This window comes from Arthrobacter sp. ISL-65 (assembly GCF_018613795.1).
Taxonomy (GTDB): Bacteria; Actinomycetota; Actinomycetes; order Actinomycetales; family Micrococcaceae; genus Arthrobacter.
The window spans coordinates 56,197-79,683 of record NZ_JAGGPN010000020.1 but is presented as its reverse complement, the minus strand read 5'-3'; the positions used below and the strand labels follow the sequence as shown (position 1 = coordinate 79,683).

General features: G+C 66.7%; 24 protein-coding genes. 5 read left to right on the top strand and 19 right to left on the bottom strand.

Features of this window, described 5'->3' with window-relative positions:
• Positions 1-126: 126 nt before the first annotated feature.
• From J7I85_RS08715 to J7I85_RS08635, 17 genes are all read right to left on the bottom strand, one after another.
• A complete protein-coding gene (locus J7I85_RS08715; RefSeq protein WP_214849977.1) occupies positions 127-1,614 on the bottom strand; it encodes an NAD(P)/FAD-dependent oxidoreductase in 1,488 nt (495 codons plus the stop codon).
• A gap of 34 nt (positions 1,615-1,648) precedes the next feature.
• Positions 1,649-3,046 carry a S8 family serine peptidase gene (locus J7I85_RS08710; RefSeq protein ID WP_214849967.1) on the bottom strand — a complete coding sequence of 466 codons (1,398 nt, stop codon included), beginning with the start codon at positions 3,044-3,046 and terminating at the stop codon, positions 1,649-1,651.
• Between the two features lie 18 nt (positions 3,047-3,064).
• Complete coding sequence (locus tag J7I85_RS08705; RefSeq protein WP_214849964.1) at positions 3,065-4,021, bottom strand: Ppx/GppA phosphatase family protein; 957 nt, start codon at positions 4,019-4,021, stop codon at positions 3,065-3,067.
• Positions 4,018-4,698, bottom strand: a complete 681-nt coding sequence (locus J7I85_RS08700) for a DUF501 domain-containing protein (protein WP_214849961.1) — start codon at positions 4,696-4,698, stop codon at positions 4,018-4,020. Before J7I85_RS08700 ends, J7I85_RS08705 begins: the two co-directional genes overlap by 4 nt.
• Before the next feature lie 75 nt (positions 4,699-4,773).
• Entirely contained in the window at positions 4,774-5,577 is an 804-nt protein-coding gene (locus J7I85_RS08695) for a septum formation initiator family protein (RefSeq protein WP_214849958.1), read from the bottom strand.
• Between the two features lie 88 nt (positions 5,578-5,665).
• The gene (eno, locus tag J7I85_RS08690; protein ID WP_214849955.1) at positions 5,666-6,946 is read right to left on the bottom strand and encodes a phosphopyruvate hydratase; all 1,281 of its coding nucleotides are present in this window, start codon (positions 6,944-6,946) and stop codon (positions 5,666-5,668) included.
• 121 nt (positions 6,947-7,067) lie between these two features.
• The gene (locus J7I85_RS08685) at positions 7,068-7,712 is read right to left on the bottom strand and encodes a MazG nucleotide pyrophosphohydrolase domain-containing protein (RefSeq protein ID WP_251024132.1); all 645 of its coding nucleotides are present in this window, start codon (positions 7,710-7,712) and stop codon (positions 7,068-7,070) included.
• A 187-nt stretch (positions 7,713-7,899) separates the two neighbouring features.
• Positions 7,900-9,045, bottom strand: coding sequence for an adenosine deaminase (locus J7I85_RS08680; protein WP_214849952.1), 1,146 nt, complete (start codon positions 9,043-9,045; stop codon positions 7,900-7,902).
• Between the two features lie 100 nt (positions 9,046-9,145).
• Entirely contained in the window at positions 9,146-9,832 is a 687-nt protein-coding gene (locus J7I85_RS08675; protein WP_214849950.1) for a DedA family protein, read from the bottom strand.
• A 102-nt stretch (positions 9,833-9,934) separates the two neighbouring features.
• The gene (locus J7I85_RS08670) at positions 9,935-10,552 is read right to left on the bottom strand and encodes a DedA family protein (protein WP_214849948.1); all 618 of its coding nucleotides are present in this window, start codon (positions 10,550-10,552) and stop codon (positions 9,935-9,937) included.
• 2 nt (positions 10,553-10,554) lie between these two features.
• Entirely contained in the window at positions 10,555-11,868 is a 1,314-nt protein-coding gene (locus J7I85_RS08665) for a thymidine phosphorylase (RefSeq protein WP_214849946.1), read from the bottom strand.
• Positions 11,865-12,266 carry a cytidine deaminase gene (locus tag J7I85_RS08660; RefSeq protein WP_214851197.1) on the bottom strand — a complete coding sequence of 134 codons (402 nt, stop codon included), beginning with the start codon at positions 12,264-12,266 and terminating at the stop codon, positions 11,865-11,867. Before J7I85_RS08660 ends, J7I85_RS08665 begins: the two co-directional genes overlap by 4 nt.
• 209 nt (positions 12,267-12,475) lie before the next feature.
• Positions 12,476-13,504, bottom strand: coding sequence for an NADP-dependent oxidoreductase (locus J7I85_RS08655; RefSeq protein WP_214849939.1), 1,029 nt, complete (start codon positions 13,502-13,504; stop codon positions 12,476-12,478).
• Entirely contained in the window at positions 13,501-13,932 is a 432-nt protein-coding gene (locus tag J7I85_RS08650; RefSeq protein WP_214849937.1) for an organic hydroperoxide resistance protein, read from the bottom strand. The genes J7I85_RS08655 and J7I85_RS08650 overlap by 4 nt, the downstream gene beginning before the upstream one ends.
• 53 nt (positions 13,933-13,985) lie before the next feature.
• The gene (locus tag J7I85_RS08645) at positions 13,986-14,420 is read right to left on the bottom strand and encodes a MarR family winged helix-turn-helix transcriptional regulator (protein ID WP_214849934.1); all 435 of its coding nucleotides are present in this window, start codon (positions 14,418-14,420) and stop codon (positions 13,986-13,988) included.
• A gap of 124 nt (positions 14,421-14,544) precedes the next feature.
• Positions 14,545-15,744 (bottom strand): amidohydrolase, encoded by a 1,200-nt coding sequence (locus J7I85_RS08640; RefSeq protein ID WP_214849921.1) that lies wholly within the window; start codon positions 15,742-15,744, stop codon positions 14,545-14,547.
• A 163-nt stretch (positions 15,745-15,907) separates the two neighbouring features.
• On the bottom strand, positions 15,908-17,041 hold the full coding sequence (locus J7I85_RS08635; RefSeq protein ID WP_214849918.1) for a mannose-1-phosphate guanylyltransferase: 1,134 nt from the start codon (positions 17,039-17,041) through the stop codon (positions 15,908-15,910).
• A 257-nt stretch (positions 17,042-17,298) separates the two neighbouring features.
• Here J7I85_RS08635 and sdhC point away from each other — a divergent pair, with 257 nt between their 5' ends.
• From sdhC to J7I85_RS08610, 5 genes are all read left to right on the top strand, one after another.
• On the top strand, positions 17,299-17,679 hold the full coding sequence (gene sdhC / locus J7I85_RS08630) for a succinate dehydrogenase, cytochrome b556 subunit (protein WP_076798412.1): 381 nt from the start codon (positions 17,299-17,301) through the stop codon (positions 17,677-17,679).
• A gap of 3 nt (positions 17,680-17,682) precedes the next feature.
• Positions 17,683-18,174: a succinate dehydrogenase hydrophobic membrane anchor subunit gene (locus J7I85_RS08625; RefSeq protein ID WP_102970629.1), complete on the top strand. Its 492-nt coding sequence runs from the start codon at positions 17,683-17,685 to the stop codon at positions 18,172-18,174.
• A 105-nt stretch (positions 18,175-18,279) separates the two neighbouring features.
• Positions 18,280-20,082 carry a succinate dehydrogenase flavoprotein subunit gene (sdhA, locus tag J7I85_RS08620; RefSeq protein ID WP_214849915.1) on the top strand — a complete coding sequence of 601 codons (1,803 nt, stop codon included), beginning with the start codon at positions 18,280-18,282 and terminating at the stop codon, positions 20,080-20,082.
• 1 nt (position 20,083) lies between these two features.
• Positions 20,084-20,866, top strand: a complete 783-nt coding sequence (locus J7I85_RS08615) for a succinate dehydrogenase iron-sulfur subunit (protein ID WP_214849913.1) — start codon at positions 20,084-20,086, stop codon at positions 20,864-20,866.
• 191 nt (positions 20,867-21,057) lie between these two features.
• Complete coding sequence (locus J7I85_RS08610; protein ID WP_214849910.1) at positions 21,058-21,828, top strand: S9 family peptidase; 771 nt, start codon at positions 21,058-21,060, stop codon at positions 21,826-21,828.
• Here J7I85_RS08610 and J7I85_RS08605 read toward each other — a convergent pair.
• Complete coding sequence (locus tag J7I85_RS08605) at positions 21,785-22,849, bottom strand: YihY/virulence factor BrkB family protein (RefSeq protein ID WP_214851195.1); 1,065 nt, start codon at positions 22,847-22,849, stop codon at positions 21,785-21,787. The two genes, J7I85_RS08610 and J7I85_RS08605, sit on opposite strands and share 44 nt — an antisense overlap.
• A gap of 37 nt (positions 22,850-22,886) precedes the next feature.
• Entirely contained in the window at positions 22,887-23,483 is a 597-nt protein-coding gene (locus J7I85_RS08600; protein ID WP_251024097.1) for a 2'-5' RNA ligase family protein, read from the bottom strand.
• Positions 23,484-23,487: the final 4 nt, after the last annotated feature.

Genomic DNA, 23,487 nt, shown 5'->3' with positions numbered 1-23,487 from the left:
CCCCAGGGAAACGCGAAAGCGGCCGTTCCCCCTTGAAGGGAACGGCCGCTTTCGTTATTTTTGCGGGGCCACCGCCGCCGAGGGTTCCCTGGCTGAGCGGAGCGAAGCGAGGGAGGCGGTGGGGACTTACTTGGCTTCAGCCTTGACAGGGTCCTTGGCGCCGCCCTGGGCCGGGTCCGCAGGCTTGTCGGCCGGAGCCTTCCCAGCCGGCACCGGTGCGGCAGGAGCCGCGGCTGCGGGCTTGGGCGCCGGGGTGGCGGCGGCCACGAAAGCGCCGCGCGGGTTGTCCAGGTCCAGCAGCTGGGTGGTGTCGCGGCCCGCGAAGAAGCTCAGGATCCAGTTGAAGATCACGCGGAACTTGCGCTCGAACGTCGGCATGGCCATGCCGTGGTAACCGCGGTGGGCCAGCCAGGCGAGAGGGCCCTTGAGCCCGATGCGGCCGAGGAGGTTGATGTTGGCAACACCCTTCCACTCGCCGAAGCCGGCCACAGCACCGAGGTTCTTGTGCTTGTAGTCGACGAGCGGCTTGTCCCAGCGGGAAGCCCACAGGTTCTTGGCCAGGCGCTTGGCCTGGCGCAGCGCGTGCTGGGCGTTGGGAACGCAGGTGCCGTCCGGCAGGCCAGCGCCCGTCAGGTCGGGAACCGCGGCGATGTCACCGGCAGCCCAGGCGTTGTCGATGATGCCTTCGTCGCCCGAGATGCGCAGATCCGGCAGGACGCGGACGCGGCCGCGGGGTTCCAGCGGGAAATCGGTGGAGCGGACCATCGGGTTGGCCTGGACACCGGCGGTCCACACGAGGGTGTCGGACTCGAATTCCTGGGCCAGCGTCTTGTCCGGCAGGTTGATGAGTTTGAGGGCGCCCTCGGCGTTGTCCAGCGACGTGTTCAGCAGGACCTCGATCCCGCGGCTGCGGAGGTGCTCCACAACCCATTCGGCCTGCTTCGCGGTGACCTCGGGCATGATGCGGCCCATGGCCTCTACGAGGACGAAGCGGACTTCCTCCTGCTTGATGCGCGGGTTGTTCTTCACCGCAGCGCGGGCGAGGTCTTCCATTTCGGTGATGCACTCGATGCCGGCGAAGCCGCCACCCACCACCACGAAGGTCAGGGCGCGGGCGCGTTCGGCGGGGTCTGTCATGGTGGAGCCGACCTCGATGCGGTCAAGGACCTTGTTGCGCAGCGCAACGGCTTCCTCGATGGTCTTCAGGCCGATGCCCTTGTCCGCCAGGCCCTTGATGGGGAACGTGCGGGTGATGGCGCCGGCGGAAAGCACGACGTCGAAGTACGGCATCTCGAAGTTGGCGCCGCCGTCAGCCGGGGCAACCACGGCCGTGCGGTTGGCGTGGTCAATGGAGACGACGCGGCCCTGGATGAGCTCGCTCTGCTTGAGGTGCTGGCGGTGCGAGACCACTGCGTGGCGGGCCTCGATGTTGCCGCCCGCAACTTCCGGCAGGAAGGGCTGGTAAGTCATGTAGGGCAGCGGATCGACGACAGTGACGATGCCGCCTGCGTTCGCGATCTTCTTCTGCAGTTTGAGGGCTACGTAGAGGCCGACGTACCCGCCGCCGACGACGAGCACACGCGGACGATCCTGGAGCTGTGGGGTGGTTGCCATAACTCCAGAATACAGTACTTTGTGAAAATCTTCACTAACTTGGCCGGTCTGCCGGATCCACCCTCGTCACCGCGCCAGTCTCCGGCTCTTCCACTCCCCCGCCCGACGCACGGTAGGCCCGCCGCAACTGGACAGCACCCGCCACAATAATGGCTATGAAGAGCGCGCCGAACCCAATGACCACTGCCGCCGGCAACGCACTGTCCAGCTGTGACGGCGGCACGGCGACCGGCACGGTCGCCTTGGGCAGCGTGGCGTGCGGGGTGGGCACCCCTGCCGTCGGCTCGGGCGCGGGAGTGGCAAAGTTCCCGCGCCGGTGGACACGGATCCACTCCGCGATGGAACCCAGCGGGTTGGCCTTCGTTTCGGCCACATCGTCCTTGAGCGCCGCCTCCGCATTGAGGACCCCGAAGCCGTACAGCGGGTCCTTGCCCGGCGTGCCCTCGTCCTTGGCGGTGGAGACGATCCTGTTGATGACCTGCTTGGCACTCATCTCCGGCCACTTGGAGCGGATCAGCGCCGCAACGCCGGAGACGATGGGGGTGGCACCGGACGTGCCGGCCCATTCCGCGTAGCTGCCGCCGGGCAGTCCGCCGGCGAGCTTCTCCGCCGGCGCGGCCACGCCGATGCTGATGCCCTGGGAGGAGGAATCGGTGCTCGCCTGCCCGGTCCGGTCCAGGCCCGCAACGGTCAGCACGCCGGGGATGGTGGCCGGAGCCCCCACCTGCACGTTGCCGCCGACGCGGTTACCGGCCGCGGCCACGATGACCACGTCCTTCTGCTCGGCGTACAGAAAGGCGGCGTCCCAGCTTTGCGGCCACTCCGGCGACGTGCTGCCCAGCGAAATGTTGATGACCTTTGCGCCACTGTCCACCGCCCAGCGCACAGCCTCCGGGATCTGGTCCTGGTCGCTCTTGCCGCCAGGGTTGGCCGATCCCAGCCAAGTGGATACGGAGAGGATCTGCGCCTCGGGCGCCACGCCGATAATGCCGTCCGGCATGGCTTTGGATGCCGTCGCGGTGGCGTTCTGGGAGGGCTTGGCGTTGGCCGACGTCTTCTTCGGCGCCTGGTGCCCGCGGCCCGCAAGCATGGTGGCCACGAGTGTGCCGTGCTCGGGCTTGGCACCGATGCTCTTCTCGCCGTCGGGGGCGCCGGCACCGGAGACGTCATGGCCGCCGGCCAGCACGCCCTTGAGGTCGGGATGGCTTCCGTCCACGCCGCTGTCGATCACAGCGACCTTCACGTTGGCGCCTTTGGAGACTTCCCAGGCCTTGGTGATGCCGGCTTCCTTGAGCCAGTACTCCTTGTCCCGCCAGGAATCGGCCTGCGCGGCCGGTGCGGTGGCGACGGCGGACGCGGCGATGCCACCGGCAAGCACCGCGGACAGAAGGGCCGAGACCGTCCGGCGAAGCCGGGCTGTTGCTCTGGTCATTCAGAATCCAATTTTCGGTTAACTCGGTGCCTCGGCACTCAGGGCAATTCCGTCCAGAATATCGTGCTCACTGGCGGTGGCCGTAATTATGCGGCCGCCGCTGAGCTCGCCCATGCGGGTAAGGATGCGCCGCCAGACCAGCGCGCCGGCGCCGATGACGTCCACCCGGCCGGGGTGCATGTACGGCAGTTCCGCCCGCTGCGCCCGCGTCATCTGCAGCAGATCGGTGGCCGCGGCCTGGACAGCGGAGATGGACAGTTCTGCGCCGTGGATGGCCCCCGGCAGGTATTCGGGCAGCCTGAGCGCGTGCGCAGTGATGGTGGTGATAGAGCCGGCAACCCCGACGACGGCGGTGCTGCGCTCGAGCGGAACGTCCAGTCGCGCTTCGGCGATGGCGGCGTCGACGTCGGCCTCCGCGGCGGCGATCTGCTCCGCCGTGGGCGGGTCCGACGTGAGGTGGCGTTCGGTGAGCCTGACGCAGCCGATATCCACGGACCTTGCAGCGATCACGCCGCTGGCATCGCCGAGCACAAACTCCGTGCTGCCGCCGCCCAGGTCCACCACCAGGACCTTGTCCTCTGCCGAAATGGGGAGCACGCTGCTGGCGCCGGCGAAGGAAAGCGCGGCTTCCTCGTGGCCGGTGATCACCTCGGGCTCCACCCCAATGAGGTTCTGGATGCCGTCCACGAACACCTGGCGGTTCCGGGCGTCCCGGCTGGCCGAGGTGGCCACGAACCGGACTTTCTGGGCCTGGTACTCGCGGATGAGCGCCGCGTAGTCGGCCGTGGCTGCGAAGGTTCGTTCCAGCGCTTCGGGCGCCAGTTCCCCGGTGGCGTCCACGCCCTGGCCGAGCCGCACCACGCGCATTTCACGCACGACGTCGGTGAGCTTCGTGGTGCCGTTGCTGCGGTCAATGTCGGCGATGAGCAGGCGGATGGAGTTGGTTCCGCAGTCGATGGCGGCCACCCGGGTCATGCGCCTTCCTCCGTCGTGGTTGCTTCCGTCTTGGATTTGCGGACGGGCGCCGGCCGGCCGACGATATCCGGCAGCCCCTGCGGCCCGTGGCGGCTGAGGTCCCTGGACGGCGTCTCGCCGGCCGTGTCCCATGCACCCTCGCAGTAGCAGCGGTCGGCGGTCCACCATTCGCTGATGGCTGCAATGGCTTCGTCGCCCAGCGGATTCACGCCCGCACCGGCGGCCAGCGAGTGTCCCACCAGGACGTGCAGGCACTTGACTCGGGTGGGCATGCCGCCGGCGGAGACGCCGTCGATCTCCGGGACGTCGCCGATCCCCGACCGTGCCCCGATGGCGGCGCGGGCAGCCAGGTATGCCTCATGCGCCGCTTGGTAGGAGGCTGCCAGGGACTCGTCGACGGCAAGCCGGTCATTCATGTCGTTCATGAGGCCGCCGGCTTCAAGCCGGGAGACCGCTGACGTGATGACGGGGTGCGTCAGGTAGAACGTGGTGGGGAAGGGAGTTCCGTTGCTGAGGCGCGGGGATGTTGCGGCCACAAGCGGGTTCCCGCAGACGCAGCGCGCCGGGATTTCCACAACGTCGCGCACCGGCCTCCCCAGCTGGCGGCTGAGCACATCGAGGTCCTGTGCTGATGGCTGCCTGGCGTCACCGGGGGCGGTTGCCGTGTTGTCGTCCACTGGCGTGGCCGTCCTTCCTGCCCGGATCTGGCTGCCCCGAAATTCCGGTAGGCAGTCCCGCGGCGGGCGCCGCTCCTAGTCTGTTGCCGAGCGCCTGATCGACTCCCAGAGGGAATCCACCCAGGGCACGTCGGCGGGGTCTTGTGTTTCTGCTGCACTGGGCTGGCTGCCTGATGCGCCGGCCGGCAGGTCGCTGCCGAAAACCCAGTAGCCGGTCTCACCCGGCATAACCATGTTAATGCGGTCGCGTGCCTGCTGCTTGACGTAGTTGGGATCCTGCCAGCGCGAGACCTGCCGTTTGAGGTTGTCCTGTTCTGCCTTGCTGTCCGAGATGTCCGACTCCAGGGCCGCGATTTCTGCCCGCTTGTCGATGAAGATCTTCACGGTGGGGGCCAGCATGATGGTGATGGCAACCATCACCACGGCCAGCGCCAGCATGCGGCCGGAGAACGCCTTGGCAGGAACGGGGTCGAGGTTGCCTTCCCCGGCGGTGACGGCGGATGATCCGGACTTTCCGCGGCTGCTGCCTGTCTTTCCGGCGCCAGCCTTGGTGCCCGCGCCAGCTTTTGGGGCAGTGCCAGCGACTGAACCGCTGCCCTTCGTACCTGAGCCCTTCGCACCGGCGCCTGTGGTACTCGCGCCCGTGGCGCCCCTGGAACCCGTGCCAGTCTTGGCAGCAACGCCAGATTGGATACCAGCGCCGTTGGCCCTGCCCGCGGCCTTGGCCTCGTGTCCCGTTCCCGTTCCGGCTTCGTGGGTGGCCTGCGCCGAGCGGGGGCCGCGGAAGTCCGCCTGGATGACGTCTCCCCCGGCAGAGCCGGCGGAGGGCTGCTGTGCTGGTGGGGTCACCCTGGGAACTTTGGGACGGCGGGTAGCCATGACACTCCTGTAACGTGTGGGCGCCTAAAACAAAACCGGTGGCTATGGTCTTTCCACCATAGCCACCGGTCAGCTGTTTCTTTGGCTACTAGGCCTTGAAACGCGGGAACGCGCTGCGGCCGGCGTAGCGTGCGGCGTCGTCGAGTTCCTCTTCAATGCGCAGCAGCTGGTTGTACTTGGCAACGCGCTCGGAGCGGGCCGGGGCGCCGGTCTTGATCTGTCCGGCGTTGGTGGCAACGGCGATGTCGGCGATCGTGGTGTCCTCGGTTTCGCCGGAGCGGTGCGAGGTGATGGTGGTGTAACCGGAGCGCTGGGCCAGGGAAACGGCGTCCAGGGTTTCGGTCAGCGAGCCGATCTGGTTGACCTTGACCAGCAGGGAGTTGGCCGTGGCGGCGTCGATGCCCTGCTGCAGGCGCTCGGGGTTGGTGACGAACAGGTCGTCGCCCACCAGCTGGACCTTGTCACCGATGGTGTCGGTGAGGATCTTCCAGCCTTCCCAGTCGTTCTCGTCCAGCGGGTCCTCGATGGAAACCAGCGGGTAGTCGGCAACGAGTTCGGCGTAGTAGGCGCTCATCTCGGCGGCGCTCAGGGCCTTGCCTTCGAACTGGTAGGCACCGTCCTTGAAGAACTCGGAGGAGGCGACGTCCAGGGCCAGGGCAATGTCGGTGCCCGGGGTGTAGCCGGCGTTCTTGATGGCTTCCTGGATCAGGTCCAGGGCAGCGCGGTTGGACGGCAGGTTCGGGGCGAAGCCGCCCTCGTCGCCAAGGCCGGTGGAGAGGCCCTTCTGCTGCAGCACGGACTTGAGGTTGTGGTAAACCTCGACGCCCCAGCGCAGGCCCTCGGAGAAGGTCTCGGCGCCGATGGGGGCGATCATGAATTCCTGGATGTCGACGTCGGAATCCGCGTGCGAGCCACCGTTGAGGATGTTCATCAGCGGAACGGGCAGGACGTGGGCGTTCGGGCCGCCCAGGTACTTGTACAGCGGCAGATCAGCGGAAGCTGCCGCGGCGTTGGCGACCGCCAGGGAGACACCGAGGATGGCGTTGGCGCCCAGCTTGGCCTTGTTGGCGGTGCCGTCCAGGTCGATCATGGCCTGGTCGATGCTGCGCTGGTCGGTGGCGTCAAAGCCGGTCAGGGCCGGTGCGATCTGGTCGATGACGGCGTCAACGGCCTTCTGGACACCCTTGCCGAGGTAGCGGCCCTTGTCGCCATCGCGCAGTTCAACGGCTTCATGCTCACCGGTGGACGCACCGGACGGAACGGCAGCGCGGCCGATCTGGCCGTCGGAGAGGAGAACTTCAACTTCGACGGTGGGGTTGCCACGGGAATCGAGGATCTCGCGGGCGTGGATGGCATCGATAAGCGCCATGGATGTGCTCCTTGTGGGCGATTTACTGGGGACTTTAGGGGAAAAAATCTCGACGTCCTCGTCAGTGACTAGCGTAGTCGAGAGTGGTGCACGTTACGGAAACCTATCCAGAACCCGGACGTCATGATCCGGGCGCGGAAGTCTCCGGGTGGCGGTTCTGGTATCGCCGGACGGCCCCGCGGAGGGCGCGTTCGGCGTCGAACCCCCTGTTCCGGGCTGAATGGACGACGGCGAGCAGCAGCTCGCCGAGTTCGGCTTCGGTTTCTATTGTTTCGGCCAGAGAGGTTTCCACAAGCTCAACCAACGGGGTTCGTTCAACCACCGGGGTTCGTTCAACCAACGGGGCTTGCAGCCCGGCCCGCTCGGCCCGGTCAAGGGTTTTCTGGGCCCGGGCCAACGCGGGCAGAGCCGCCGGGATGCCTTCGAACGGCGTGCTGCGCTGTGGGCTTTCGGCCTTTTTCACGGCGTCCCACTTGAGCACGATCTCCTCCACCGTGGCGGGAAAGGAGTCCTGGAGGGATCCGTCCGGACGAAACACGTGGGGGTTGCGGCGGATCATCTTCTGGGTGAGGCCGCGGGCGACGTCGCCGAAGCCGAACACGCCTCGTTCCTCGGCGAGCCGGGCGTGCAGCACCACCTGGAGCAGCACATCGCCCAGCTCGCCTTTCAGTTCAGCCTCGTCCGCACCCGTCTCGATGGTCTCGGCCACTTCATAGGCCTCCTCCAGCAGGTACTCCACGAGCGACTCGTGAGTCAGGGCGCCCATCCAGGGGCAGTGCTCGCGGAGGGCGGCGATCCTCCCCAGCAGCTCCCCCACCTCGCAAGCTCGGTCGGGGACCCCTGCTGCCGTGGTCCCACCCAGCAGGTCCCCCACCTCGCAAGCTCGGTCGGGGACCCCTGCTGCCGTGGTCCCACCCAGCAGGTCCGCCGTTTCACTGGCGGGTTCACGGATTTCAGCCAAGGTCGCCGTACGCGTCGTTGATGTACTCCACGAGGGCTTCCTTTTCCTCCAGGGGCAGGAAGGACGCTTCGGCTGCGTTGAGCGTGAGTTCCAGCAGGTCGTCGAGGTCGTAGTCGAAGGTCTCCACCAGGAGCTCGAACTCGTCGGTAAGTGTCACGCCGCTCATGAGGCGGTTGTCCGTGTTGATGGTTACGTTGAAGCCCAGCTGGTACAGCATGTCCAGCGGGTGGCTTTCGATGCCCTCTCCAAAGCCGGCAACCGCGCCGGTCTGCAGGTTGGAGGACGGGCAGATTTCCAGGGCGATGCCGCGGTCGCGGATCCAGCTGGACAGGTTGCCGAGGGTGACCAGGCCGATGTTGTCGCTGTCCTCGTCGTCGGCGTCGTCCTCGTCGAACTCCACCATGATGTCCTCGGCGATGCGCACACCGTGGCCCAGGCGCAGCGCGCGGCCGTCAACCAGGGCGGACTGGATGCTGTCCAGTCCGGCGGCTTCGCCGGCGTGCACCGTGGCCGGGAAGTTGTTTTCAGCCAAGTACGTGAAGGCGTCCCGGAAGCGCGAGGGCAGGAAGCCGTCTTCGGCGCCGGCGATGTCGAACCCTACAGCGCCCTTGTCGCGGTGCCGGACGGCGAGTTCGGCGATCTCCTGACCGCGGTCGGCGTGCCGCATGGCCGTGATCAGCTGGCCCACCTGGATCTCGCGGCCGGTCTCGGCCACGGCATCCACGCCGGCTTCGAGACCTTCCTGGACGGCTTCGACAGCCTCGTCCAGCGTCAGTCCGTTCTGGAGGTGCTGCTCAGGTGCCCAGCGCACTTCGCCGTACACCACGCCGTCGTCCGCCAGATCCTCCACGAACTCCTTGGCGACGCGGAACAGGCCTTCCTTCGTCTGCATGACGGCGACCGTGTGGTCGAACGTCTCAAGGTAGCGGACCAGCGAGCCGGAGTCGGCGGATTCGCGGAACCATTCGCCCAGCGCGGTCGGGTCTGTCGACGGGAGGGCGTGCCCCACGGCCTCCGCCAGCTCGATGATGGTGGCAGGGCGCAGGCCGCCGTCCAGGTGGTCGTGAAGGGATACCTTGGGCAGGCTCTTCAGGTCGAAGTCAAGGGCAGGGGCGGCGTCAACGATTGGCTCAGTCACGTACCAACTCTAGGGTTGCACGGGCGGCAATGCCAACGCGCGCGCTGCATGGCGACAGGCGGACTGAAAGGCCGCTCAGCCGTGCTGCTAAGCAACGGCCCTAAGCCACGCGGCTGGTCTTTTCCGGGACGTTGCCCTGTTCCGCCGCCCGGCTCTCCTCCGGCGCAGCGGCGGCATCATTGCGGCCGAGCCGCTTGTGCCACCAGCGCAGGGCGTGGTCAATGATGATGCCCAGCAGGATGGCGAACACGACGGCGATGCCGGCGCCCAGCAGCGGGTTGCTGTGTAGCCACGGAAAAGAGCTGGCGACGAGGCCGATCCCGATCGAATAACCCACCCACGTGAAGCAGGCCAGGGCGTCCAGCAGGAAGAACCGGCGGTGCGGGTATCCGGTGGTGCCGGCGACGTAGTTCACCGCCACGCGTCCCCACGGGATGTAGCGCGCCGTGAAGATCAGCACGGCGCCGCGCTTCTCCAGTTCGTAGCGCGCCCAGCCGAAGACTTTCTGCACCCTGGGCCGGCGCATCCACTTCCAGCGCTCCAGGCCGATCTTCCGGCCCAGCATGTAGGCCATGTTGTCGCCGGCCATGGCGCCGGTCAGGGCAGTCAGGCCGAGGATCCACAGGTTGGGCTCCCCGCTGTGCCGGGAAAAGGCCGCCAGCGCCACGATGAGCGTCTCGCTGGGGACCACCATCGCGAACCCGTCAACGAAGAAGAACATGAGGAGAACGGGATAAATCCACCACTGCCCCGCTGCATGGAGCACGGCCTCATTAATAAACTCCACGCGGGTGTTGCTCCTCGGCAATATAACAGGACAGGAAGTGACGCAAATCGCTCTTTAGTGTCGCACGGCCGGAGGATAGTCCGCTACGCCTTGATTGGAAAGTCAACGTTCCTGGAGCGGATCCTGAATGCGGCCCCGCAGCCGGTTGATGCCGAGGTCCACCAGGATGCCCAGCACAATGGCGCAAACAATGGCGATCACGGCCCCCAGCAGGTGGTTCTCCTCGAACCACTGGCCGAAGAACAGCCCGATGGCCACGGAATACGAGGCCCAGAGGGTGGCGGAAAGCACAGTCAGCCCGATGAAGCGCGGATGGGAATAATGCGTGGCTCCGGCGGTCAGGTTGACCGCCACCCTGCCGATGGGGACGAACCGCGCCACGAGGATCAGCGACGCCGGCCGCTTGCGCAGCTCGCGCCCGGCCCACCGGAATGCCCGCTGCATCCGCGGCCCACGCATCCACCCCCAGCGCTGCGTGCCCACGCTCCGGCCGATGAGGTAGGCTGCGTTGTCGCCGGTGAAGGCGCCCAGTCCTGCCACGGCGGCGAGCAGCCACGGGTTGGGGACGTCCGCCGTCGCGGCCACGGCTGCCAGCCCCACCACCACCGATTCACTGGGAATGGGCGGGAAGAAGCCGTCGATGACGCAACAGGCCAGGACTATGAAAAGCACCCAGGGCTGCCCGGCGGCGGCCAGGATGAAGTCATTGATGGCCTGCACGGTCAGGCGATGCGGTCGATGATGAGCTGCTGGGCAGGCCTGGAGCCAACCGGTGCGATGGTGACGGCGTGTTCAAGCGCTTCCTTGGCCCGGGTAAACTTCTCAGGCGTGTCCGTCAACAGGGTCATCAGCGGTTCGCCGGCACGCACAGTTGCGCCAGGCTTGGCGTGCATGCGGACGCCCGCGGCGGCCTGCACTGCGTCTTCCTTCCGGGCCCTCCCGGCGCCGAGCCGCCAGGCCGACACACCCACGGCGAACGCGTCGAGCTCCACGAGGACTCCGTCGGCGGGCGCGTAGATGGTTTCAGATTCCCGGGCCACCGGCAGCTTCGCCCGCGGGTCCCCGCCCTGGGCCTCGATCATCCGGTTCCAGACGTCCATGGCCCTGCCGTCTTTGAGTGCCGCGGCCGGATCGGCGTCGGGAACACCGGCGCACCGCAGCATTTCCTCCGCGAGGCTCACCGTCAGTTCGACCACGTCGGCCGGGCCGCCGCCGGCGAGGACCTCAACGGATTCCTCCACTTCGATGGCGTTGCCCGCGGTGAGCCCAAGCGGTGTGCCCATGTTGGTTAGCAGGGCCACGGTTTCCACGCCGGAGTCCTTGCCGAGCGCCACCATGGTCTCCGCCAGTTCGCGTGCGCCGGCCTCGTCCTTCATGAACGCCCCGCTGCCCACCTTGACGTCCAGCACCAGCGAGCCCGTGCCCTCGGCGATCTTCTTGCTCATGATCGACGAGGCAAGCAACGGGATGGACTCGACGGTGCCCGTGACGTCGCGGAGTGCATAGAGCTTCTTGTCCGCAGGGGCGAGCCCTGGTCCGGCGGCGCAGATCACCGCGCCCACCTCCTGGAGCTGGGCCAGCATTTCGTCGTTACTCAGGGCCGCGCGCCAGCCAGGAATGGACTCGAGTTTGTCCAGCGTGCCGCCGGTGTGGCCCAGCCCGCGACCGGACAGCTGCGGCACTGCCACTCCGAAGACGGCTACGAGGGGCGCCAGCGGCAGGGTGATCTTGTCCCCCACTCCGCCCGTGGAGTGTTTGTCGGTGGTTACCTTCACGCTGCCGTCGGGCCGCCGGAGGCCGGAGAAGTCCATCCGCTCCCCGGAGGCGATCATCGCCGCGGTCCACTGCGCGATCTCCGCACGGTCCATGCCGTTGAGCAGGATGGCCATGTTCAGGGCGGCCATCTGCTCCTCCGCGATGACGCCACGGGTATACGCGTCGATGGTCCAGTCAATCTGCTCGGGGCTCAGCGCCCCCTTGTCGCGCTTGGTCCGGATGATATCGACGGCGTCGAACGCCTCGGTCCTCTGGGTCACCGGGTTCCCTCCAGGTGTTCGGGGCCAAATGCGTCGGGCAGCACTTGGTCCATGGTCTTGATCCCGCGCGTCGTCATGACCTCCATGCCGGGCGCCCGGAACTCGTACAGCAGCTGCCGGCAGCGTCCGCAGGGCATGAGCACGTTGCCGCCGCCGTCCACGCAGCAGAAGGCCCGCAGCAGGCCGCCGCCGGTCATCTGCAGGTTTCCCACGAGGACGCACTCGGCGCACAGCGTCAGGCCGTAGCTGGCATTCTCCACGTTGCAGCCGCTCACGATCCGGCCGTCCGCCGTGACGGCCGCGGCACCCACGGGAAAGTTCGAATAGGGCGCGTAGGCGGCCTTCATGGCGTCGAGCGCGGCGGCCTCCAGGGCCGGCCAGTCGATGCTGGCGCCCATTTCGTTGGCGTCGTTCTGCACGGCCGTCACCCCTTGGCGTACGGGATGCCGCTGGCCGGCACCCTGGTGCGCCGCAGCGCACTCATGAGCCCACTTTAGTGTCCTGCTCCCTGTCCGGGTAACGCGCTGAGCGCGAACGGACACTTGTGGCCCCTCAGCAGGGGCCTAAGTGTCCGTCCGCGCTCGGGGGTGACGACTGTTACCCCGGGTTAAAGCCGGACGAGCATCTTCCCGGTGTTCCCGCCGTCGAGCATGTCCATGAAGGCCTGCGGCGCGTTCTCCAGGCCGTCAACCACCGTCTCGTCGTACCGGACGGTGCCGTCGGCCAGCCAGCCGGCCATCCGCCCGGCGAACTCGGCGGCGTGCTGGCGCTGGCCGCCCACCAAGAACCCGCGCAGCGTGAGCTGCTTCCCGATAGCCACGGCAAGGTTGCGCGGCGCAGCCGGCGGCTCCGTCGAGTTGTACTGGGCGATGGCGCCGCACATGGCCACGCGGCCGCCCACGTTCAGGACGGACAGTGCGGCTTCGAGGTGGTCGCCGCCGACGTTGTCGAAGTACACGTCTATGCCATCGCTGCCGGCGGCGGCCTTCAGCTGGTCCAGGACCGGGGCATCGCGGTAGTTGAACGCCGCGTCGAAGCCCAGGTCCAGCAGCCGGGCAACTTTTTCCGGTGTGCCCGCGCTGCCAATAACCTTTGACGCCCCCATCGCCTTGGCGATCTGCCCCACGAGCGAGCCCACTGCGCCGGCGGCGCCCGAGACGAACACGGCATCCCCGGGCTTGAACTCCGCAACCTTCAGCAGGCCTGCGTACGCGGTGAGTCCCGTCATGCCCAATGCACCCAGGAAGGCTGAGGCCGGGGCGAGGTCCGTGTCCGCGGGAGTTGTCCGCTCCGCGTCCACCACCGCATGCTCCCGCCAGCCGAGTTGATGTACGACGACGTCCCCCACCTTGCGCTCATCGGACCGGGACGCGATCACCTCACCCACCGCACCGCCGTCGAGCGCTTTGTCCAGCGCAAACGGCGCTGAATAGGATTTGGCGTCGTTCATGCGGCCGCGCATGTAGGGGTCCACCGAGATGAACAGGTTCCGGACCAGGACCTCGCCCTCCTTGAGGGCCGGGACTGCCGTCTCGGCAAGCCTGAAGTTGTCCGGGACCGGCCGCCCTTCCGGCCGGGAGGCCAGCTGGATCTCCCGGGTGGTCACCGGCAATGCTGTTGCTGCGCCCGCGCTCACGCTGCGAACTCCACGAGCGTGAGTGCGACGTCCATGTTGCCGCGCGTCACGTTGGAGTACGGGCAAATGGTGTGCGCCTTGGCCATGAGGCTCTCGGCAGTGCCGCGGTCCAGTGCGGGGAGGGCAATTTCCAGCTCTGCGGCCAGGCCGTAGCCGTCGCGGTCCTCGAGGGCGCCGAAGTGGATCTTGGCGGCGACAGCGGAGTCCGTAAGGTCTGCCCGGGCCTGCCGGCCGACCACGCGGAGCGCGGAGTGGAAGCATGCCGCATAGCCGGCGGCAAACAACTGCTCCGGGTTAGTGCCCTGGCCGCTGCCGCCCAGCTCCACCGGGCTGGCGAGGTTGACGTCGAGTTTGCCGTCCTTGGTTCGCGCGGAACCGTCGCGGCCTTCGCCGGACGCCAGGGCCTCGGCTGTGTAGAGAGTCTTCAATGTGTTTCCTTCTTCCTGGGGAAGTCTGGTGGTTTGTCGTTCTGGGCGCTGCGTTAGAGCGAATCGTGCAGGGCTGCTGTGAGCTTGCCGAGGGTTTCGCGCAGCTGGTCAAGCTCGCCGGGGCTCAGGCCCGCTGCGGCAGCGAGGTGCTGGGGCACGCCGGAGGCTTTGCCGCTCAGGGCCTTGCCCGCGTCGGTCAGGTGCACCGCGACGCGGCGTTCATCCGCGGCCGAGCGCCGCCGCTCAACGAGTCCCAGCGCTTCGAGCCGCTTCAGAAGGGGCGAGAGGGTTCCGGAGTCGAGCCCAAGCTCCTCCCCCAGTTCCCGCACGCCGCGCGGCTCGTTTTCCCAGAGCACCAGCATGACAAGGTACTGCGGGTACGTCAGGCCCAGCTCCTCCAGGAGCGGGCGGTAGACGGCGGTGGCAGCCCGCGACGCGGAGTAGAGGGCAAAGCACACTTGGCGGTCAAGACGGGGAGCATCGGGCATACCCACAACGGTAGCGGGCAATTCAATTGCGCACAACTTACCTTGGGCAAAGGAAAGCGCGAACGGACACTTGCTGCCCTGGAATCGGGGCTTAGGTGTCCGTTCGCGCTGGAAGGTGGTGCGCCTAGAGGTCGCGGATGGTGCGGAGCGCTGCGGCGGTGAGGACCTGGATACCGAAGCCGAGGGCACGCTCGTCCAGGATGTAGTCGCCGCGGTGCAGGTCGTACTCCTCGCCGCCGGGAGTCTTGGTGCCGAGGCGCATCATGGCTCCCGGCAGCTCGGCGAGGAACCAGGCGAAGTCCTCCCCGCCCATGGACTGCGGGGTCAGCACCACTGCACCCTCACCGATCTCGGCGCGCGCCGCGGCCTCGATCAGTGCCGTCTCATGCTCGGAGTTGACCACCGGAGGAACACCCCGGGTGTGCTCCAGTCTCACGTCGACGCCATAGGGCGCGGCCACCTGGTGCACCACTTCATCCAGCAGTTCACCGGCGCTGTGCCAGGCGTCGCGGTCCAGGCACCGCATGGTCCCTGCCATGTATCCGGTGCCGGGGATCGCGTTGGGCGCCGAGCCCGCGGAGATGTGTCCCCACACCACGGAGACGCCGCTGCGGACATCCACCCGGCGGGACAGGACGGCCGGCACGTTCACGGCGATCTGCGCCAGCGCGAAAACGAGGTCCTCGGTCAGGTGCGGGCGCGAGGTGTGCCCGCCGCGGCCGGACAGTTCGATCCTGATGGTGTCCGACGCCGAGGTGATGGCGCCGATGCGCGTGCCGATCTTGCCGACTTCGATGCGCGGGTCGCAGTGCAGTGCCAGGATGCGGGGCACACCTTCCAGGACGCCCTGCTCGATGCAGGAGTGCGCCCCGCCGGGCATGGTTTCCTCGGCGGGCTGGAAGATGATGCGCACGGTGCCGCCCAGCGGGGACTCCTGGTGCATGCCGTGCAACACCAGTGCGATGCCCAGCATGGTGGTGGTGTGTACGTCGTGGCCGCAGGCGTGCGTGACGCCGTGGTTCTTCGAGGCGAAGGGCAGTCCCGTTTCCTCGATGATCGGGAGCGCATCGATGTCGCCGCGCAGCGCCGTGGCGATCGGGCCCTCGCCGATGTCCACGGTCAGGCCGGTGCCCTCCAGCCGGCGGGGCTCGAGGCCTGCAGCCTCGAGCCGCTCCGCCAGCTTGTCGGTGGTCCGAAATTCCCTGAAGGACAGTTCGGGGTGCGCATGCAGGTCACGGCGAAAATCGATCAGTTCCGGCAGCAGGGGCTCTAGCCACGGCCCCACCAGGGCGGTGGGCTCAGCTTCAGTAGTGTAATTGCGCACATCTCAACTGTAGCGACGCCGCGAAAATTAGCGGCATCGCCTTCTCCGCGTTACGTGTTCGCCGTCTCGGCTTTAGCTAGGGCTGGAGGGCGCCGGATTTCTGGTTAAAGCATTATTGGAGGGCGCCGGATTGCTTGCGGCGCCCTCCAATATGGTCGGCCTGCTAGAGAACGTCGGTGTCGCCGCTGGCCTTCAGCGCGTCCACTGCCTGCTTCACCCGCTGGGAGTGCTGTTTGGTGGTGACCAGCAGCGCATCCGGGGTGTCCACAATGACGACATCCTTGATACCGATCAGCGCGATGACGCGTTTGGTGTCCGAGACCACCACGCCGCTGGCGTTTTCGGTGAAGACGCGGGCGCCCTCGCCGAGGACGGTCACCTCGTCCACTTCCTTGGCGCTGTTGAGCCGGCCCACAGAGGCGAAGTCACCGACGTCGTCCCAGCGGAAGGAGCCGGGCACGACGGCGACGTCCCCGGCCACCGCTGCGGGCTCGGCCACCGCGTAGTCAATGGCGATCTTGGGCAGGGTGGGCCAGATCCGGGCCGTGACTTCGTCCCGCTGCGGGGTGTCCCAGGCCTGTGCGATTTCCTGGAGGCCGTTGAACAGCTCGGGCTGGTTCGCTTCCAGGTGCTTGAGCATGAGGGAAACGGGCGCTACGAACATGCCTGCGTTCCAGACGTACTCGCCGCTGTCCACGTACTGCTGGGCGACCTCCTCGTCCGGCTTCTCCACGAACTCCACCACCGCCTGGGCGCTGGGCGCGCCGGGGATGTTCAGCGAGTTTCCGGACCGGATGTAACCGAAGCCCGTGGATGGGTGCGTCGGCTTGATGCCGATGGTCACGATTTTGCCGGCTGCGGCGGTGTGGATGGCTTCGCGGACGGCGTCCTGGAAGAGACCGTCCGGGCTGATCACGTGGTCCGCTGCGAAGGAACCCATGATGATGTCCGGGTCCCGCTGGTGCAGGATGGCTGCGGCCAGACCGATGGCGGCCCCGGAGTCCTTGGGTTCACTCTCGAGCACGAGGTCGCCGTCCTGAACCTCGGGCAGCTGGCTGCACACGGCGTTCCGGTGCGCCACGCCAGTGACCACGAGGACGCGGTTGCCTGCCAGCGGTTCAAGACGGTCGTAGGTGGCACGCAGGAGCGTGCTGCCGGAACCGGTGAGGTCATGAAGGAATTTGGGAGCTGCTGCACGTGACAGAGGCCAGAGGCGGGTCCCCACACCGCCTGCAGGAATCACAGCGATAAAACGGCTGAGAGGTGAATCCTGGCTTATCACTTTGTCGTTACTCATCACGCCCTACTTTAGCCGACGCACCTCAGGGCGGTCTTTCGCGGCCCGCCAGCATGTGGATACAGTGGCAATAGATGTGGTCTTCGTCTCAAAATAGTCGAAAATCCGTACAGTACGTGGCGGGCAAGGAACGCCTGAATTGAATAAGCTGTGAGCGAAGCCTAGATTTAGGCCTGAGCTACGAGTGCTCTCGCAGTAGGCGTTCCCCCCGCGTGGATCCCACGCCAGCGCCACTGTTTTGCAGGGAGGTTTATTCAGTGCCGACGAAACCAGCTGGCACCTTGTACCGCGGCCGTGAGGGCATGTGGTCTTGGGTTGGACACCGCATTACTGGTGTAGTGATCTTTTTCTTCTTGTTGGTCCATGTGCTGGACACCTCCCTGGTGAGGGTGTCGCCTGAGGCCTATACCGCAGTAATCGGTGCCTACAAGAACCCGCTGATGGCCCTGGGTGAAACGGGCCTCGTCGCAGCGATCGTATTCCACGCCTTCAACGGCCTGCGGATCATCGCTGTCGACTTCTGGAAGAAGGGCGCCAAGTACCAGCGTCAGATGCTCTGGGTGGTGTTGGGCCTGTGGGTCGTCACCATGGTCGCCTTCGCCATCCGCCACTTGTCCCTCGCGCTCGGAGGTCACTAAGCCATGTCTGCAACTGAGATCCAGTCCCCGCGCAGCGGACAGATCGCCGGCAAGCCCGAGTCCGGCAAGATCGCCCCGAAATACCGCCGCAACGGCAACTCGCGCGGCAACTTCGAAATGCTGGCCTGGCTGTTCATGCGCCTCTCCGGCGTGGTCCTGGTCGTGCTGATCTTCGGCCACCTCATCGTGAACCTCCTGGTGGGCGAAGGCATCCACGCCATCGACTTCGGCTTCGTAGCCGGCAAGTGGGCAGATCCGTTCTGGCAGTTCTGGGACCTGGCCATGCTGTGGCTCGCCATGCTGCACGGCACCAACGGCGTGCGCACCATCATCAACGACTACGCCGAGAAGGACTCCACCCGCTTCTGGCTCAAGATGGTCCTCTACGCAGCCTCTGCCGTCATCATCATCCTCGGCACCCTGGTGATCTTCACCTTCAACCCGTGCCCGGTGGTGGACGGCGTCCAGCTGCCCGGCGGCTTCTGCCCCGCGTAGCATCCCGTGGCGGCCCGCCATCCACTGGCGGGCCGCAGTTTTGTGCGGAGACGGCTAAGACCGCCCGCTGTTTTATTGCGAATTTTGAGAGAAAGAGCGTCTGGTATGCAGGTCCATAAGTACGACGTCGTCATCGTCGGTGCCGGTGGCGCCGGGATGCGCGCCGCGATCGAGTCCGGTCAGCGTGCGCGAACAGCAGTACTGACCAAGCTGTACCCCACCCGCTCCCACACGGGCGCGGCGCAGGGCGGCATGTGTGCAGCCCTGGCCAATGTCGAGGAAGACAACTGGGAATGGCACACCTTCGACACCATTAAGGGCGGCGACTACCTGGTTGACCAGGACGCCGCCGAGGTCATGGCCAAGGAAGCCATCGACGCGGTGCTGGACCTCGAGAAGATGGGCCTGCCGTTCAACCGCACGCCCGAGGGCCGCATCGACCAGCGCCGCTTCGGCGGCCACACCCGTGACCACGGCAAGGCTCCGGTGCGCCGCGCGTGCTACGCCGCCGACCGTACGGGCCACATGATCCTCCAGACCCTGTACCAAAACTGCGTCAAGCACAACGTTGAGTTCTACAACGAGTACTACGTCCTGGACCTCCTGACCGTCGAGGAAGACGCCGTGCGCGAAGACGGCACGCCGTTCAAGCAAAAGCGCGTGGCTGGCGTTGTGTCCTACGACCTCGCCTCCGGCGAGCTGCACGTCTTCCAGGCCAAGTCCGTGGTGTTCGCCTCCGGCGGCGCCGGCAAGGTCTTCAAGACCACCTCGAACGCCCACACCCTGACCGGTGACGGCATGGGGATCGCGTTCCGCCGCGGCATCCCCCTGGAGGACATGGAGTTCTTCCAGTTCCACCCGACCGGCCTCGCCGGCCTGGGCATCCTCCTGTCCGAGGCCGCCCGCGGTGAAGGCGCCATCCTGCGCAACTCCGAGGGTGAGCGCTTCATGGAGCGTTACGCCCCCACCATCAAGGACCTCGCTCCGCGTGACATCGTGGCCCGCTCCATGGCCAACGAGGTCCGCGAAGGCCGCGGCTGCGGTCCGAACAAGGACTACGTGCTCCTTGACCTGACGCACCTTGAGCCCGCCCACATCGACGCCAAGCTGCCGGACATCACCGAGTTCGCCCGCACCTACCTCGGCGTGGAACCCTACACGGAGCCGGTCCCCGTCTTCCCGACGGCGCACTACGCCATGGGCGGCATCCCGACGAACATCACCACCGAGGTCCTGCAGGACAACGACACCGTGGTTCCGGGCCTGTACGCTGCCGGCGAGGTGGCCTGCGTGTCCGTGCACGGCTCCAACCGCCTGGGCACCAACTCCCTGCTGGACATCAACGTGTTCGGCAAGCGCGCCGGCATTGCGGCCGCCGAATACGCCAAGACGGCCGACTTCGTGGAGCTGCCGGAGAACCCGGAAGACTTCACCATCCGGCTGCTGGATGTGGCCCGCAACGCGAACGGCACGGAGAAGGTTTCCGCGATCCGCAAGGAGCTGCAGGACACCATGGACGCCAACATGCAGGTGTTCCGCACGGCTGACACGCTCAACCAGGTCCTCAGGGACATCGAGTCCTTCGAGGAGCGGTACCAGCGCATCAACGTCCAGGACAAGGGCAAGCGCTTCAACCTTGACCTGCTCGAGGCCGTTGAGCTCGGGTTCCTGCTGGAACTGGCACGGGTCATGACGGTTGCTGCCCTGCACCGTGAGGAATCCCGCGGCGGCCACTTCCGCGAGGACTTCCCGGACCGCGACGACGAAAAATTCATGAAGCACTCCATGGCGTACAAAGAAGACCACGCACCGGCCGACGGTTCCGCGGAGGAGGCAATCGCCGGTGTCCGGCTTGCCACCAAGCCGGTTGTCTTTACGCGCTACGAGCCGATGGTGAGGAAGTACTAATATGTCCGCTGAACTTGCTGAGCCAGCCTCCAAGATCGAACTTCCCGCCGGTGTTGGCGGCGGCGGGGAAATCCCGACGTTCGACATCACCATGCGCGTCCGCCGCTACAACCCGGAGGTCTCCGAGGAGGCCACCTGGGACGAGTACAAACTGACCATGTACGGCACCGACCGTGTGCTGGACGCCCTGCACAAGGTGAAATGGGAAATTGACGGCAGCGTCTCCTTCCGCCGTTCCTGCGCCCACGGCGTCTGCGGTTCCGATGCCATGCGCATCAACGGACGCAACCGCCTTGCCTGCAAGACCCTGCTGAAGGACCTGGACACGTCCAAGCCCATCACCGTGGAACCCATCAAGGGCCTGCCGGTGGAGAAGGACCTGATCGTGGACATGGAGCCGTTCTTCCAGTCCTTCCGCGAGGTCATGCCGTTCCTCATCAACAAGGGCCACGCACCCACGAAGGAACGCCTGCAGTCCGCCGAGGACCGTGAGCGCTTCGACGACACCACCAAGTGCATCCTGTGCGCCGCGTGCACGTCCTCCTGCCCCGTGTTCTGGACCGATGGCCAGTACTTCGGCCCGGCAGCAATCGTGAACGCCCACCGGTTCATCTTCGACTCCCGTGACGACGCCGGCGACATGCGCCTGGAGATCCTCAACGACAAGGAAGGCGTGTGGCGCTGCCGCACCACCTTCAACTGCTCAGAGGCATGCCCCCGCGGCATCCAGGTCACGCAGGCCATCGCAGAGGTCAAGCAGGCCATCCTGGCCCGCAAGATCTAAGGATTTAACGCGGACGACGGCGTCGCTCACCACGTACGGTAAACGTACGGTGAGCGGCGCCGTCGTCGTTTCAGATACTGGTGATCGAGCCCGTCGAGGTCCCGGTTTCTCCTCACCCGCCCCCTGACCTCGCAAGCTCGGCCAGGGAACCCGGCGGGCGTGGGCCCAGCTCAACCACCAGGAGGACACAGATGCACCGCTCCGAAAAAGTCTCGTTCCAAGGCACCACCGGCGAACTGCTCTCCGGCATCCTCGATGTGCCGGACGGCCCGGTGAAGGGCTGGGGCGTCTTTTCGCACGGCTTCACGCTGGGCAAGGACAGCCCCGCGGCGTCCCGGATGTGCAAGGCGCTGGCGGACAACGGGATCGGCATGCTCCGTTTCGATAACGTGGGCCTCGGCGGCTCAGCGGGCCAGTGGTCAGCAGGGTCCTTCAGCCACAAGGTGGCGGACACCGTCCGGGCTGCGGAGTACATGCGGGCCGAGGGCCGGGCCATCTCACTGCTGGTGGGGCATTCCTTCGGCGGCGCCGCCGTCCTCGCGGCCGCGTCCGAAATCCCGGAACTCGATGCGGTCGCTACCGTCGGGGCGCCCTTCTCCCCCAAGCATGTGGCCCACGTCTTCGATGCGGCGCTCGACAAGATCCTCAGCGAAGGCAGCGCCGAGGTGGACCTGGGCGGCAAGCGCGTGGAGATCCGCCGGCATTTCGTGGAGGACCTCGAGAACGCCGACCTCACGGACTGCATCAAGCGGCTACACAAGCCCCTGATGGTCCTGCACTCCCCCACGGACAACACCGTGGGCATCGAGAACGCCAGCACGATCTTCCAGACCGCCCGCCATCCGCGGAACTTCGTCTCGCTGGAGGGCAGCGACCACCTGCTGACCGGCAAGGGGCAGGCGGCGCGGGCGGCGAAGATTATCGCGGCGTGGGCCGACCAGTACCTCGACGCCGGACACTGACGCCCACGGGGCGCGGGTGCTCGGCCGGGTGGCGCACTTCCACGGGCGTCTTTCCGGGCTGCACCTGCCGTGACCCCCAGCCGGTGGTCTTGGCTGCAGGCGAGGCCTTCAGATCCTCCTCACGGATGGCTGACCAGGACGCGGCCACAAGGTAAACCCGGCTGACCAGGTTGAACCAGATCAGCAGCCCGATGATGATCGCGAACGGCGCCAGGATGGGGTTGCGTCCGGCACCGGCCAGCAGTTCGGTGCTGAAGACCTGCAGCACAGTGGTGCCCACGCCCGCGAGGATCGTTCCTTCCAGCAGCGCCCGCCGGGACAGCTTCAGGCCGCCGGCCAGGCGGAACATGATCAGCGCCGTGATCCAGCTCAGGACCAGCGGCACGGCGATCTTAATCAGGGCCGCCAGCGGGCCGGCCACGGCCGGGTCCAGGCGGAGCTGCTCCATCGCCCAGCCCGCCGCGGTGCCGAACACGAGGGACGCACCCGAGCTGATGATCAGGGCGACGCCGAGCAGAAGCAAGGTACCGGCGTCGTGCAGTTTGAGGATCACGGGATTGAGTTTGAGCGGTCCCAGCATCATCACGCCGCGGAGCCCCTCCCGGAGGCCGGCGATCCAGCCCAGGGACGTAACGATGGTGACGACGGCGGCGATCACTGCCGTCCAGCCGAGTCCGTCCGGGTTCAGGAGGTCCTTCGGGTCCACCAGCCCGTCGCCGCCGTCGACCTTCAGCAGCCCGGGGGCGCTTTCGGCCACGCTGGCGGTGATTCGGTCCAGGAGCGCGGGCTGGCCGCGGAGCGCCAGACCCGCGATTGAGAAGCCTGTAGCCAGCAGACCGGTGATGGAGAAGAACATGTTGAAGCCGGTGCCCGCGCTCATCAGCGGGCCGTGCTGCCGGGTGAAGTGCTGCCAGGCCCGCATCGGCCGGAAGGCGTTCAGCCGGGCCTGGAGCCACTGGACCAGGGCCATGAGCTGGGGAAACGCTCCCTGGCCGGACCTGCGAGCCTTGCCCCACTCCACCTGCTTGCGGATGACCTCCAGCAACAGCTGCGCACGCTCAGTGGGGAGCGGTGGCTCCGTCGGCGTTTGTTGCCCGGAGTGCGTCCCGTTCGTCGTCTGGTTCGGTACCAAAGTCAAGCTCTTCCCGTAGCTGCCAAATACCGTCGGTGTCGTGCTCGTAAAGTCCCATGCTAACCACCGGGAAGGTGGCCCTGTAGTCTTTCAGCACCGTTTCGGCCTCATCGAGGCTCTCGGGTGCGACGTCGTGGGCAATGGTCACATGGGGATGGTAGGCAAAAGGCAGCTCACGTTCGAGCGGCCCGGTCTGGAGCTTTTCGTGCAGGTCGACGCATTCCCGGAAGCCGTCCTCCACGTTGATGAAGACCACCGGGGAGACGGGCCGGAAGGACCCCGTTCCGCAGATGGTCACCATAAACGGCGCCTGCTTCCGGGCCACCTGCCGCACGTGGTCACGGGCCGCTTCCCAGTCATGGGTGGGCGTGGTGGTGACCAGCGTGATGTGCGCCGGGATGACGGTGGCCATGGGGTCCCCGAAGGACGCCCGCCACCGCTGCAGTTCCTCGGCGATTTCAGGCGGGAAGCCCAGAATGACCCCTAGGCTCATTCCGTTGCTGACTCCGCTGTTGGCGGGCATAGGC

Bases quoted from the DNA above. Each gene is read 5' to 3' on its own strand.
- J7I85_RS08625 (WP_102970629.1), top strand. From the start codon at position 17,683: ATGTCTGCAACTGAGATCCAGTCCCCGCGCAGCGGACAGATCGCCGGC.
- J7I85_RS08645 (WP_214849934.1), bottom strand. From the start codon at position 14,420: ATGCCCGATGCTCCCCGTCTTGACCGCCAAGTGTGCTTTGCCCTCTAC.
- J7I85_RS08715 (WP_214849977.1), bottom strand. From the start codon at position 1,614: ATGGCAACCACCCCACAGCTCCAGGATCGTCCGCGTGTGCTCGTCGTC.
- J7I85_RS08695 (WP_214849958.1), bottom strand. From the start codon at position 5,577: ATGGCTACCCGCCGTCCCAAAGTTCCCAGGGTGACCCCACCAGCACAG.
- J7I85_RS08615 (WP_214849913.1), top strand. From the start codon at position 20,084: ATGTCCGCTGAACTTGCTGAGCCAGCCTCCAAGATCGAACTTCCCGCC.
- J7I85_RS08710 (WP_214849967.1), bottom strand. From the start codon at position 3,046: ATGACCAGAGCAACAGCCCGGCTTCGCCGGACGGTCTCGGCCCTTCTG.
- J7I85_RS08610 (WP_214849910.1), top strand. From the start codon at position 21,058: ATGCACCGCTCCGAAAAAGTCTCGTTCCAAGGCACCACCGGCGAACTG.
- J7I85_RS08705 (WP_214849964.1), bottom strand. From the start codon at position 4,021: ATGACCCGGGTGGCCGCCATCGACTGCGGAACCAACTCCATCCGCCTG.
- J7I85_RS08660 (WP_214851197.1), bottom strand. From the start codon at position 12,266: ATGGGCGCCAGCATCGACTGGCCGGCCCTGGAGGCCGCCGCGCTCGAC.
- J7I85_RS08685 (WP_251024132.1), bottom strand. From the start codon at position 7,712: ATGGGCGCCCTGACTCACGAGTCGCTCGTGGAGTACCTGCTGGAGGAG.
- eno (WP_214849955.1), bottom strand. From the start codon at position 6,946: ATGGCGCTTATCGATGCCATCCACGCCCGCGAGATCCTCGATTCCCGT.
- J7I85_RS08600 (WP_251024097.1), bottom strand. From the start codon at position 23,483: ATGCCCGCCAACAGCGGAGTCAGCAACGGAATGAGCCTAGGGGTCATT.
- sdhA (WP_214849915.1), top strand. From the start codon at position 18,280: ATGCAGGTCCATAAGTACGACGTCGTCATCGTCGGTGCCGGTGGCGCC.
- J7I85_RS08635 (WP_214849918.1), bottom strand. From the start codon at position 17,041: ATGAGTAACGACAAAGTGATAAGCCAGGATTCACCTCTCAGCCGTTTT.